The 12,505-nt window shown below is 60.2% G+C and carries 9 protein-coding genes; 1 reads left to right on the top strand and 8 read right to left on the bottom strand.

What is annotated here, in order from left to right:
- Window positions 1-245 precede the first annotated feature (245 nt).
- Window positions 246-1,592, bottom strand: a complete 1,347-nt coding sequence (pmbA, locus tag ACM6IN_RS12605) for a metalloprotease PmbA (protein ID WP_095112677.1) — start codon at window positions 1,590-1,592, stop codon at window positions 246-248.
- A gap of 108 nt (window positions 1,593-1,700) precedes the next feature.
- On the opposite strand from pmbA, the gene yjgA reads away from it, so the two are divergent.
- The gene (gene yjgA / locus ACM6IN_RS12600) at window positions 1,701-2,225 is read left to right on the top strand and encodes a ribosome biogenesis factor YjgA (RefSeq protein WP_007915377.1); all 525 of its coding nucleotides are present in this window, start codon (window positions 1,701-1,703) and stop codon (window positions 2,223-2,225) included.
- 51 nt (window positions 2,226-2,276) lie between these two features.
- On the opposite strand, the gene tldD is transcribed toward yjgA, so the two are convergent.
- The 7 genes from tldD to mreC all read right to left on the bottom strand — a co-directional run bounded on the left by tldD (window position 2,277) and on the right by mreC (window position 12,375).
- Window positions 2,277-3,719 (bottom strand): metalloprotease TldD, encoded by a 1,443-nt coding sequence (gene tldD, locus ACM6IN_RS12595; protein ID WP_007915374.1) that lies wholly within the window; start codon window positions 3,717-3,719, stop codon window positions 2,277-2,279.
- A gap of 4 nt (window positions 3,720-3,723) precedes the next feature.
- Complete coding sequence (locus tag ACM6IN_RS12590) at window positions 3,724-4,584, bottom strand: carbon-nitrogen hydrolase family protein (protein ID WP_414894717.1); 861 nt, start codon at window positions 4,582-4,584, stop codon at window positions 3,724-3,726.
- 125 nt (window positions 4,585-4,709) lie between these two features.
- On the bottom strand, window positions 4,710-8,516 hold the full coding sequence (locus ACM6IN_RS12585; protein WP_414916139.1) for a YhdP family protein: 3,807 nt from the start codon (window positions 8,514-8,516) through the stop codon (window positions 4,710-4,712).
- A 75-nt stretch (window positions 8,517-8,591) separates the two neighbouring features.
- Window positions 8,592-10,049, bottom strand: coding sequence for a ribonuclease G (rng, locus tag ACM6IN_RS12580; protein ID WP_007915369.1), 1,458 nt, complete (start codon window positions 10,047-10,049; stop codon window positions 8,592-8,594).
- 58 nt (window positions 10,050-10,107) lie between these two features.
- Window positions 10,108-10,704 (bottom strand): Maf family protein, encoded by a 597-nt coding sequence (locus ACM6IN_RS12575; protein WP_007915365.1) that lies wholly within the window; start codon window positions 10,702-10,704, stop codon window positions 10,108-10,110.
- Between the two features lie 37 nt (window positions 10,705-10,741).
- Window positions 10,742-11,233 carry a rod shape-determining protein MreD gene (gene mreD, locus ACM6IN_RS12570; RefSeq protein ID WP_077571118.1) on the bottom strand — a complete coding sequence of 164 codons (492 nt, stop codon included), beginning with the start codon at window positions 11,231-11,233 and terminating at the stop codon, window positions 10,742-10,744.
- Window positions 11,233-12,375: a rod shape-determining protein MreC gene (gene mreC, locus ACM6IN_RS12565; protein WP_081498748.1), complete on the bottom strand. Its 1,143-nt coding sequence runs from the start codon at window positions 12,373-12,375 to the stop codon at window positions 11,233-11,235. Before mreC ends, mreD begins: the two co-directional genes overlap by 1 nt.
- Between the last annotated feature and the right edge of the window lie 130 nt (window positions 12,376-12,505).

The following is a 12,505-nucleotide window of genomic DNA, read 5'->3' as shown; positions in this document are numbered from 1 at the left end:
GGGCTCATCCGATAATGAGATTTATTATTAGATGATAATGAGAACCAAAACAAGAGCTCCGATTTACGCAGAGTTTATTGTGGGAGCGAGCCTGCTCGCGAAGGCGTCCCGTCAGTCACCGCTGCGGTCGGCTGTTAAATCGCTTTCGCGAGCAGGCTCGCTCCCACAAATTTTTGTGTGGAGCCAATAAAAAAGGCGCGCCACCCGATGGGGTGGCGCGCCTTTTTAGTTCTGACGAATGAGGTTTAGCTGCCCGCCACCGTCATCCGCTCGATCAACACAGAGCCGGTGCGGATGTTGCTACGCAGTTCCAGGTCATTACCCACCGCAACGATCTGCTTGAACATGTCGCGCATGTTGCCGGCGATCGTCACCTCCTGCACGGCGAACTGGATTTCGCCGTTTTCAACCCAGAAGCCTGCCGCCCCGCGCGAATAGTCGCCGGTGACCATGTTCAGGCCATGGCCCATCAATTCAGTAACCAACAAGCCACGCCCCATACGCTTCAGCAGCGCCGCCTGGTCTTCATCACCATGGGTAACGAACAGGTTATGCACCCCACCAGCGTTCGCCGTGCTTGGCATGCCGAGTTTGCGCCCGGAGTACGTGCCGAGGATGTACGACACCAACTCGCCCTTTTCGACGAACGGTTTGGCATACGTCGCCAGACCATCACCGTCGTACGAAGCACTGCCCATTGCGCGCATCAGGTGCGGACGCTCGTCGATGGTCAGCCACTCCGGAAACAACTTCTGCCCCAGGGTGCCTTCAAGGAACGACGACTTGCGATACAGACTGCCGCCCGACACCGCCGAGAGGAAACTGCCGAACAAACCGCCCGCCAGCTCTGCGGAAAACAGCACCGGCACCTCGCACGTCGGTACCGGGCGCGCGCCCAAGCGGCTCGCCGCCCGTTGCGCGGCACGCTGGCCGATGCTCACCGGATCGGCCAGAAGACTGCCCTGACGGTTCACGTCGTACCAGTAATCACGCTGCATCTGGCCGTCGGCCTCAGCGATCATCACGCAGCTCAGGCTGTGTCGGGTCGACGCATAACCGCCGATAAAGCCGTGGCTGTTGCCGTAAACGCGGCAGCCCTGATGGGTGCTCAGGGTAGTGCCGTCTGCGTTCTTGATCCGCGCATCGGCGTCGAAGGCCGCTGCTTCACAGAGCAGGGCCTTCTCGATGGCCTGCTCCGGAGTGATGTCCCATTCGTGGAACAAATCGAAATCGTGCTGCTCCTTGGCCATCAACGCCGCATCGGCGAGACCCGAGGCTTCGTCTTCGGAGGTGTGTTTGGCGATGGCCAGTGCCGCTGCGACGGTCTCGCGAATCGCATCCGGGCCGGTTGCCGAGGTGCTGGCCGAGCCTTTGCGCTGGCCCACGTACAGCGTGATGCCAAAGCCCTGATCGCGGTTGAATTCAACGGTTTCGACTTCGCGCTGGCGCACCGACGTCGACAGGCCCTGCTCCAGCGACACCGCTACTTCACAGGCACTGGCGCCCTGACGCTTGGCTTCGGCGATGATCTGCTCGACTTGTTCTTGCAGTGCCGGCAATGCCTGCGGGCCGACGCTTTCAACTGCACTCATGCTCATCTCCACTCAAATTCTGCTTTCGGCTGGGGTCATCGAGCGACCGGGCCGGACAAGCGGCCCCCGACTGGTTATCATGGCGGCGTTTCTTTGCGGACTGCCACCATGGTTGATTCTTACGACGACTCCCTCGATACGGGAGAAAAAAGCAAATCTCAGGTCAAACGCGAGCTGCATGCTCTGGTTGACCTCGGCGAGCGCCTGACAACACTCAAGCCAGACTTGATCGCAAAACTGCCGCTGACCGACGCTATGCGCCGGGCTCTGGCCGATGCGCCCAAGCACACCGCGAACATCGCGCGTAAACGGCACTTGCAGTTCATCGGCAAACTGATGCGCGATCAGGACACTGACGCGATTCTGACCTTGCTCGATCAACTCGATGCCTCGACTCGTCAGTACAACGAGCGTTTCCATAACCTGGAACGCTGGCGTGATCGCCTGATTGCAGGCGACGATGCCGTGCTGGAGAAATTCGTCGTCGAGTACCCGGACGCCGATCGCCAGCAACTGCGTTCCCTGATCCGTCAGGCTCAGCATGAGGTTGCGCAAAACAAACCTCCTGCTTCCAGCCGCAAGATCTTCAAGTACATCCGTGAGCTGGACGAGACTCAACGCGGCCTGCGTTGATATTCGCCACCGGGTGGCCGCCCTGCGCGCCACCCGAAGCTCCACCTCTTCTTATGCGCCCGTGCCACCCACGGTGATCGCATCGATTTTCAGCGTCGGCTGACCCACACCTACCGGCACCGATTGCCCGTCCTTGCCGCACGTGCCCACACCGCTGTCCAGCGCCAGATCGTTACCGACCATCGACACCCGGCTCATCGCCTCGGGGCCGTTGCCGATCAACGTCGCGCCTTTGACTGGCGCGGTGATCTTGCCGTCTTCGATCAGGTACGCCTCGCTGGTGGAGAACACGAACTTGCCGCTGGTGATGTCGACCTGACCACCGCCAAGGTTGGCGCAGTAGATGCCCTTCTTCACAGAGGCGATGATTTCTGCCGGATCGCTTTCGCCGCCGAGCATGTACGTGTTGGTCATGCGCGGCATCGGCAGATGCGCATAGGACTCCCGACGACCGTTACCGGTGCGAGCAACGCCCATCAGGCGCGCATTGAGTTTGTCCTGCATGTAGCCTTTCAGTACGCCATTTTCGATCAGCGTGGTGCACTCGGTCGGCGTGCCTTCGTCGTCGACGCTCAGCGAACCGCGACGGCCGCTCAAGGTGCCGTCATCGACGATGGTGCAAAGCTTCGAGGCAACCATTTCACCCATGCGACCGCTGTACGCCGAGCTGCCCTTGCGGTTGAAGTCACCCTCCAGACCGTGGCCGACCGCTTCGTGCAGCAGCACGCCAGACCAGCCCGAACCCAACACAACCGGCAACGTACCGGCCGGCGCCGGAATCGCTTCCAGATTTACCAGCGCCTGGCGCAGCGCTTCACGGGCATAGCCCATGGCGCGGTCTTCGGCGAGGAAATAACGATAGTCGGTACGCCCGCCGCCGCCATGCCCGCCGCGCTCGCGACGACCATTCTGTTCAACGATGACGCTGACGTTGAAACGCACCAGTGGCCGCACATCCGCCGCCAGGCCGCCGTCGGTGGATGCCACCAGAATGCGTTCCCAGACACCGGCCATGCTGACGCTGACTTGCTGGATACGCGGGTCGAGGGCACGGGTAGCCACATCGATGCGCTTGAGCAGCTCGACTTTCTCGGCACGAGTCAGCACTTCCAACGGGTTATCCGGCGCGTATAACTGTGCGACATCCTGCGTGGTGAACGCCTGCACCGTGCCGTTCTGCCCGGCCCGGGAGATCGAACGCGCGGCACGGGCCGCTGCGCCGAGCGCTTCGAGGGTGATCGCGTTGCTGTAGGCAAAACCGGTTTTCTCACCGGACTGCGCACGCACGCCCACACCCTGGTCTAGGTTGAAGCTGCCTTCCTTGACGATGCCGTCTTCCAGCGCCCACGACTCGGAGATCTGGCCCTGGAAATACAGGTCGGCCGCATCGATACCAGGACCGGCCAGATCACCGAGCACGCCTTGCAGGCTCTCGATCGTCACGCCACCGGGCGCCAACAGGTGATCACTGACTGAGGACAACAACTCGCTCATAGGTTTACGCCTTAAATTCGTGTTCTGAAGCAGGCCGCTGTGCGCCCTGCGAGAAAAACCGCCGATGGCTCACCACCGGCATTCGCGCCCTGATGGACGCTTGTTCAATACTGTCGCGTTCGGCCAACAACACCGCTTCGCCTTGATCCTGACTCGCCAGCACGCGCCCCCACGGATCGATAATCGCCGCATGACCGAAGGTTTCTCGCGGTCCTGGATGGCTCCCGCCCTGCGCTGCGGCCAGCACATAACACTGGGTCTCGATGGCCCGGGCGCGAATCAGCACATCCCAATGCGCTGCTCCGGTTACCGCAGTAAAGGCCGACGGTGCGGTAATCAACTCGGCACCGGCGGCGCGCAACTCGCTGTAAAGCTCGGGAAAGCGCAAGTCGTAACACACGGTCAGACCAAGTCGGCCTACCGGCGTGTCGGCAACCACCACGCCACTGCCATAAGCATAGTCATCGGATTCGCGGTAACGGCCGCGATTGTCCGCCACATCGACGTCGAACAGATGCAACTTGTCATAGCGTGCAACGATTTCACCCTGATCATCGACCAGCAGCGAGCAGGCATTGGCCTTGGCCGTCGGTTGATCCACCGGCGGCAACGGCAAGGTGCCGGCCACTATCCATAACTTGAGGTCGCGGGCGGTCTGTTTCAACCATGGCAGGATCGGTCCTTCGCCCAATGCTTCGGCGCGGCCGATGTCAGCGATGTCGCGACGGCCCATGGCGGCGAAGTTTTCCGGCAGCACCGCCAGCTTCGCGCCGCCAGCAGCAGCCTGTTCGAGCAGGCGTCGGGCCTGAGCCAGATTGGCCAGCACGTCGCTTTGGCTGACCATTTGAATTACCGCTAAAGACATGGCCGCTCCTCGGAATCTGCACATAAATCTGTAGGAGCTGCCGCAGGCTGCGATCTTTTGATCTGACTCTTAAAACAAAAGATCGCAGCCTTCGGCAGCTCCTACCAAGGCGTAGTGTCTGCTAGTTAAAAAGGCTTGTCGAAGGTGATTTTCGGCTCTTTCCAAGGGCCTTTGACGGTGTACTTCACACTGGCGAAGCGCGCCACGCGATCACCGATCAACTTGTCGATAAGGAACAATGCACCGCCAACCGCTGGTGCGCCAACGATCAGCGCAGCAATCGGCAGGTTGTTGGTCACCGGCAAGGTCACCAGCAACTTGGCGTCAACCTTGTCGCCGACCAGATCCAGCGTACCGTCCAGCTCAAGGTTGCTGGAAGGACCGGTCAGGCGAATCGGCTCGCGGGTGACATACACACCGTTGTTTGCCACCAGCAAACCTTTGACCCGGTCGTAGCTCAAGCCTTTGCCGAACAGATCAGAGAAATCCAGACGCAAACGCCGGCCGATAGAGTTGAAGTTGAGCAGGCCGAACACCCGCAACGCCTGCGCGCCGCCCTCCACTTCAACGAACTGGCCTTTGTTCAGCGACGCATCGAGTGTGCCGGAGAAACGCTTGGTCGCCAGCCACGCCGGCGAGCCCGGCCAACGGCCATCGACGTCCATGTGGAATTCTTCGCTGGTTACGCTCGGGGCAAAGCCCCAGCCCTTGAGGACGTCGGCGAGGTTCTTGCCACCAATGCGACCTTTGAACCAACTGTTGGTCGCACCCGGCGCACCTTCCCAGCCACCATTGCCCTGCAACAGGATGCCTTTTAGACCCATGTCGAGGTTGTTCAGGGCGATGCCTTTGGCGGTCGGACGCACCTTGAGCGACCAGCCGCCGACCAGATCCGGGCCGAGGAACAGTTGATTGATGGTGATATCCAGTGCCGGAATCTTCGTCGGATCGACAGAGACCAAAGGGTCCGGCGAATTCTCGTCAGCCTGCACCGTCGGGTCCGGCGCCGGCAGTTTCACGTATTGCAGATTGACCGCGATCGGCACGCCCTTGGCGTCCGGCAGACTGGCCGAGCCTTTCGCCTGCTGGCTGTCGAGCGCCAGATTCCACGCGCCCGGCTTGCGGTTGAGCTGTACCGACGCCTGATCCAGCGTGGTCCCGAATGCGGTGAGCTTGCCGACCTTGAAATCAGCACTGTTGAGTAATTGCTTGGCGCTGCCGCCCGGATCCTGCCCGGCATATTTGTTGACCAGGTCCTGCCACGGTGCGACGTCCAGTTCCGAGAGCACACCGCGAATCCGCAATCCCTTGGCGCCCGGCAGCACTGCTTCGCCGGCACCGAGGAACAGCTCGCCACGGCCCTCGGCGAAATTGGTCGGCGGTGCCGCAAAGGTGAAGTTGGCCAATTGGTCGTAATTGACCCAATAACGCCGTTCCTGCCCCTGCAATGTCATGCGGAACACGGTATCGCGCCCGACATCCGCCGTCATGCCGAACGGTGCCGGCAGATCCACGGCAACGCCTTTGAGATTGGAGCTGACCATCAACTGACTGTCGGCGCCATCCAGATTCAACTGCAGTTGATACGGAATCACCCCCGACACTGGCAATGGCTGCGTGACACCCAACCAGTCGGTGAGTTTCTTCACTTCGACCTGCCCGGATGCCGCCACCCGAGTCTTGAGCTTGCCGGGACTGCCATCGGCGAAGATCTGCGCAGTCACCGGTTTGTCGAATGCGCGCGCGGCGATGTTCTGCCCGCTCAGCCCTTTGGCGCTGTCAAAGCGGAAATCGCCCTTGAGCTGAGTCAGCTCCAGCTTCGGCTCAGCCAGCTTCAGGCGCCCATTGGCGGTTTTGAAGTCGACGAGGATTTTCGGCTGGTCGCCACCCTTGTCCAGCGGGATATCGAGCTTGAGCTTGCCTTGCAGATCCCCGGCCCCTTCCCAACCGGCAAAGGTTTCACCTGTGCCGATCGGTGCGTCCTGAAGAATTTTCAGTCCATCACCGAGGCCGCCGGCAAAGCCGCCATCGAGATACATGTGCGTGTGTTGTCCAGCCGGCACATGCGGGATATTGACGAACACATCGCTGACCTGAGTGTCGAGCAACTGCCCCTTGTCAGCCCAGATCCGCACGCCACTGTCTTCGATGAACACGTCACCACTGACCTTGCTCACGTGCGGCCAGCCCGGCTGGAAGGCCAGTTCAGCGTCATGCACTTTGAAGAACAGACTGATGCTGCGGTCGGCCTCACCGGCATTCTTGCTCAGCGAGCCCTGATATTGGAAGAAACCCTGGTCGACTGCACCTTTGAGGATTGCTGTACGCAGCCACTCGTCGAGCGCCGGGCTCAAGACTTCGGGCAGGTATTTGGCCGTGTAGCGACCATCGCCCTCGACCAGACCGACCCGCAGGTCCATGTAGTCTTCCTGGCTATGGTCGAAATGCAGGCGAATCAGGAAGTCGCCGGCAATCTTGCCCTCTTCGCCGAGCACCTTCAGGTACGGAGCGATCAGGGTGAAACCGTCTTTATCGAGTTTCCAGGTCAGACGGGCGTTGGCCTGAAGGTACTGCCATGGCTTGGCGAAAATCGGGTCGAGGTGCAGGACAAAATCCTTGCTGTCCATGCGCAGTTCGCCACCGTCGAGGTTGCCGCTGAGGCTGCCGCTGACATTTCGTGCCGCCGGCGCGCCGTGATAGGCGTCGAAACCGACGTTATCCAGGTTGGTGGCGAAACTGAATTTGTTGCCGTCGGTAGCGTTGGGGCGAAAATCCAGCAACACATTGCGCAGACCACCGGTGACTTTCAAATGATCAACGGCCGTGGCGAAACCTTGTGGTAACGGCCCCAACGCATTCAGCAGTGGCGTGATCGGGGTCAGATCGAGACGATCCGCCTGCAAGTGCCAGAGCTCGTCCACCTTGTCGGTCGCGCGCGTCTGCTTCAGCTGTACATGCGACTCCCAACGTTTTTCAGCGAAATTCATCGCCAGCGAATCGAGGGTGAGAGTCGCGCCCTCGGCACTGTTCTCGTAGTAGGCATTCAGCGCCAGATTATTGATCTGGATCGGCTTGCGATCGGCATAGGCGCCGGTCAGTTGCGGCGCGTTCAAACGGAGCGCTGCACTTTGCAGCGTGCCCTTGGCCCAATTGACCCAGAGCTCACCGCCGGCCTTGATCTCGGAAAAATTCCATTGTTGGGTCAGACGCTCCGGCAGCCACTTCGACCAATCGCTCTGCGGCAGGCTGGCGTAACCCTCCACCACACTGTCCTGCCATTGATCAGGACGAATTCGCGTACGCAGGCTCAGCGCAACGGGCTGGCCGTCCGGCAGGGTCAGACGGGCATCGAGCCGTTGGCGGCTAGCGCCGGTTTTCAGATTGAGGCCGACATAGGTGAGCGTCAGCGGCGCGTGATCCAGCGGCTGCAAGGTCACCTGACTGTCGAGCACCGACAGTTGTTGAATCATCTGCGAGCGATTGAACAACTGCTGCGGATCGAGCGGCTGATCGTTCTGCACCGGCAAGCCTTCCAGTGCCCAACTGCCGTCTTCGGCCTCTTTCAGGCTGATCTTCAGACCATTGAGTTCCAGGTGGGCAATGCGCACCTCGCGAGCCAACAGACTGGCCCACAAATCCGGCACTACCCGCACGTGATCAAGACGCAATGCATTGGTACCGGCCCCGACCATCACGTCATGAGCCAGCAGGATCGGCGCAAAACCGCTCCAGTTCCCTTCCAGTTCACCAATCTGCAACGGCATGCCAAGGGCGGCGCTGGCCTTGTCCTCGATGTCGGCGCGATATTCGGCCACCAGCGGGGTCAGCTCACGGCCAAGACTGACGTACAACGCCATCAACACCAGAACCAACGCGCACAGGCCCAGCCCCCAGCGGGTGAGTGCGGCCAGAATGCGTGTCAGACGCTCCATGTCAGATGGCTCCCATGGCAAAAATACTGCGAAAAGCTGAGGCCAGCCGCGGTGGAATAAACGTGACGCAGGGGATCAGAGCAACACCACGTCATATTGTTCCTGGGAATACATGGTTTCCACCTGGAAGCGTATGGTGCGCCCGATAAACCCTTCAAGTTCAGCGACGTTACCGGATTCTTCGTCAAGCAGGCGATCGACCACTTTCTGGTTCGCCAGCACCCGATAACCCTCGGCCTGATAGGCCCGCGCTTCACGGAGGATCTCGCGGAAAATCTCGTAACAGATGGTTTCCGCGGTTTTCAGTTTGCCGCGCCCCTGACAACTGCTGCACGGCTCGCATAGCACTTGCTCGAGACTTTCGCGGGTGCGCTTGCGGGTCATCTGCACCAGACCCAACTCGGTGATGCCGATGATGTTGGTCTTGGCGTGGTCACGCTCCAGCTGTTTTTCCAACGTGCGCAGCACCTGGCGCTGGTGTTCTTCATCTTCCATGTCGATGAAGTCGATGATGATGATCCCGCCCAGATTGCGCAGGCGCATTTGCCGGGCAATGGCGGTGGCCGCTTCGAGATTGGTCTTGAAGATGGTTTCTTCGAGGTTGCGATGACCGACGAAAGCGCCAGTGTTTACATCGATGGTGGTCATGGCTTCTGCCGGATCCACCACCAGATAGCCGCCGGATTTCAGCGGCACCTTGCGTTCGAGGGCTTTCTGGATTTCGTCTTCGACGCCGTAAAGGTCGAAAATCGGCCGTTCACCCGGGTAATGTTCCAGACGATCGGCGATTTCCGGCATCAATTCGGCAACGAACTGCGTGGTTTTCTGGAAAGTTTCCCGGGAGTCGATGCGAATCTTCTCGATTTTCGGGTTGACCAGATCACGCAGGGTACGCAACGCCAGACCGAGGTCTTCGTAAATTACGCTCGGTGCGGCGATGGTTTTGATCTGCTCGTTGATCTGATCCCACAGGCGACGCAGATATCGGATGTCCATGAGTATTTCGTCGGCGCCAGCACCTTCTGCGGCGGTGCGCAGAATGAAACCGCCCGCCTCTTTGATGCCTTCTTTGGCTACGCAATCGCTGACCACCTGTTTGAGGCGCTCACGCTCGGCTTCGTCTTCGATTTTCAGGGAAATGCCGACGTGGGCAGTACGCGGCATGTACACCAGATAGCGCGACGGGATCGACAGTTGTGTGGTCAAGCGCGCGCCTTTGGAGCCAATCGGGTCCTTGGTGACCTGCACCACAAGACTTTGGCCCTCGTGCACCAGCGCGCTGATGCTTTCCACCGCAGGGCCTTCGCGCAGGGAGATTTCGGCAGCGTGAATGAACGCCGCGCGATCCAGACCGATGTCGACGAATGCGGCCTGCATGCCCGGCAATACCCGAACAATCTTGCCTTTATAGATGTTGCCGACGATCCCGCGTTTTTGCGTGCGCTCAACGTGGACTTCTTGCAGCACACCGTTTTCGACCACCGCCACGCGCGATTCCATCGGCGTGATGTTGATCAGAATCTCTTCACTCATGGCAGGATCTCGTTCAGGCATGTTCACGATAATGGCCGCATCTGGATTCGTACGACGCTCATTGCGCGTTCAGGTTTTGCCAACAGGGTATGCCGAAATGGCCTAACAGTTCTGCGGTTTCGCAAACAGGCAACCCGACCACAGCCGAGTAACTGCCATTGAGGCCGGCGACAAACACCGCGCCGAGCCCCTGAATGCCATAACCGCCGGCCTTGTCCCGTGGCTCGCCACTGGCCCAATAGGCGGCGGCTTCTTCACTGCTGATCGGGCGAAACCGCACCAGACTGCGCACCACCCGCGACTCGCAGCGCTCGTCTTCCAGCACAGCGATGGCGGTCAGCACTTCATGCTCCTTACCGGACAACATCATCAGCATGGCGCATGCGTCGGCTTCGTCCACCGGTTTGCCAAGAATTTTGCCGTTCAGCACCACGGCGGTGTCGGCCCCCAGCACGCAGAATGGCTGAGCAGACACGACGCTACGGCGCCCGGCCTCGGCCTTGCCGCGCGCCAAGCGCTCGACATAGGCCGACGGCGATTCTTCGGGTAATGGGGTTTCGTCGATATCCGCACTGATGGCGGAAAACGGAACGCCGATCTGCGTGAGCAATTCACGGCGACGCGGCGATCCGGAGGCGAGGTAAAGCGGCTTCATCAAAACATCTCCCTGTTCAGTGCCCTGCTTCACCGGCTCAATTGATTTTGTAGCGTCGGCGCAATCCGCGTAGGGCAAAGCTGACCCAAGGCCAGAGCAAGGCACTGACCAGCGCCGGAAGTACCAGCGCCAGGGTCGGCTGACGATTACCGGTCAACGCGCTGAGCCACAATTGCACCAGTTGCGCGAGGCCGAAAATCACCAGAATTACCAGGCATTGCTGCCACATCGGGAACATTCGCAGGCGTTGTTGCAATGAGAGCACGAGGAAGGTGATCAGTGTCAGGATCAATGCGTTCTGCCCAAGCAGCGTGCCGTAGAGCACATCTTCAGCCAGTCCGAGGCAAAACGCTGTGACCATGCCGACCGTTTGCGGCATGTACAGTGCCCAGAATGTCAGGAGCAGCGCCAGCCACAGCGGACGCAGAATTTCCATGAATTGCGGCAACGGCGAGACACTGAGCAACATGCCGATGAGAAACGTCAGCCAGACAATCCAGCCGTTTCGCGATGCGGTAGCCCCGACCATTATTCTTGTCTCCCGGTTGTCGCCGGTGCACTGACAGGCGGTTTGACCGCAGGTCGCGCAGCAGGCTGGGCAGCTGGAGGTTTGGTTGCCGCCGGCGTAGCTGCCGGTGGTTTAGCAGGCGCAGGCGGTTTACTGGCAGCGGGTTTGGCCGGTGTGGCGCTGGCTGCAGCGGTCGGTGCGGCAGGTGTTGCGGGCGTCGGAGCAGCCGCCGCAGGCACAGTCACGGACTTCGGCACAGTGGCCGGAATAATCGGACCACCGCCAAAGGCATCAAGATTTTCCTGCGCTTGCGCGGCATCGTTGGCGCGCTCTTCGGCGGTGCGGTTGTCGCTGAATACCAACAACAGGTAACGGCTGCGGTTGAGTGCGGCAGTCGGCACGGCGCGGACAATCGCGAACGGCTGGCCGGAATCGTGGATCACTTCCTTCACCGTGGCGACCGGGTAACCGGCCGGGAAGCGCTGGCCAAGGCCGGAGCTGACCAGCAGATCGCCCTCTTTGATATCGGCCGTGTCAGCGACGTGACGCAACTCCAGACGCTCCGGGTTGCCGGTGCCACTGGCAATCGCCCGCAGACCGTTGCGGTTCACCTGCACAGGAATGCTGTGAGTGGTGTCGGTCAACAACAATACACGGGAGGTGTAAGGCATCAACTCGACCACTTGCCCCATCAGACCGCGCGCATCGAGCACCGGCTGCCCCAGCACCACGCCATCACGCTCACCTTTATTGATGATGATGCGATGAGTGAAAGGGTTGGGGTCCATGCCGATCAACTCGGCCACTTCGACCTTTTCATTGACCAGCGCAGAGGAATTGAGCAACTCGCGCAGCCGAACGTTCTGCTCGGTAAGGGCGGCAAGCTTCTGCATGCGACCCTGATACAGCAGGTTTTCGGTCTTGAGTTTTTCGTTTTCGGCGACCAGTTCGGTGCGACTGCCGAATTGACTGGCAATCCCTTCCCAGAGCCGTCCGGGCAGGTCGGTAATCCAGTAGGCGTCCATCAACACCAGCGACGCTTGTTTGCGCGCGGGCTTGAGCAAGTCGAAGCGGGCATCGACCACCATCAGCGCGACCGACAGCACGGCCAGCACCAACAGGCGCACACCCAACGAAGGGCCTTTGGCGAAAAGCGGTTTAATAAGCCGCTCCTCCCAGGCAAATGTTCTGTTTATTCATACGGCATCAAACCGGCCTGGATGAAGACTGACAGAAGATAAACGCCAACAGGCAGCACTGCAAAGTGCTGCCTGCGCGCTCACCCACGTATTG

Origin of the sequence: Pseudomonas sp. IT-P395, from assembly GCF_949767675.1 — a bacterium.
GTDB lineage: Bacteria > Pseudomonadota > Gammaproteobacteria > Pseudomonadales > Pseudomonadaceae > Aquipseudomonas.
The sequence above is the reverse complement of the archived record's forward strand: the minus strand, read 5'-3'. Positions and strand labels throughout refer to the sequence as shown.

What these genes read in the sequence shown, in the direction of transcription:
- ACM6IN_RS12585 (WP_414916139.1), bottom strand. Translation starts at nt 8,516, where the DNA reads ATGGAGCGTCTGACACGCATTCTGGCCGCACTCACCCGCTGGGGGCTG.
- yjgA (WP_007915377.1), top strand. Translation starts at nt 1,701, where the DNA reads ATGGTTGATTCTTACGACGACTCCCTCGATACGGGAGAAAAAAGCAAA.
- ACM6IN_RS12590 (WP_414894717.1), bottom strand. Translation starts at nt 4,584, where the DNA reads ATGTCTTTAGCGGTAATTCAAATGGTCAGCCAAAGCGACGTGCTGGCC.
- pmbA (WP_095112677.1), bottom strand. Translation starts at nt 1,592, where the DNA reads ATGAGTGCAGTTGAAAGCGTCGGCCCGCAGGCATTGCCGGCACTGCAA.
- ACM6IN_RS12575 (WP_007915365.1), bottom strand. Translation starts at nt 10,704, where the DNA reads ATGAAGCCGCTTTACCTCGCCTCCGGATCGCCGCGTCGCCGTGAATTG.
- mreD (WP_077571118.1), bottom strand. Translation starts at nt 11,233, where the DNA reads ATGGTCGGGGCTACCGCATCGCGAAACGGCTGGATTGTCTGGCTGACG.
- tldD (WP_007915374.1), bottom strand. Translation starts at nt 3,719, where the DNA reads ATGAGCGAGTTGTTGTCCTCAGTCAGTGATCACCTGTTGGCGCCCGGT.
- rng (WP_007915369.1), bottom strand. Translation starts at nt 10,049, where the DNA reads ATGAGTGAAGAGATTCTGATCAACATCACGCCGATGGAATCGCGCGTG.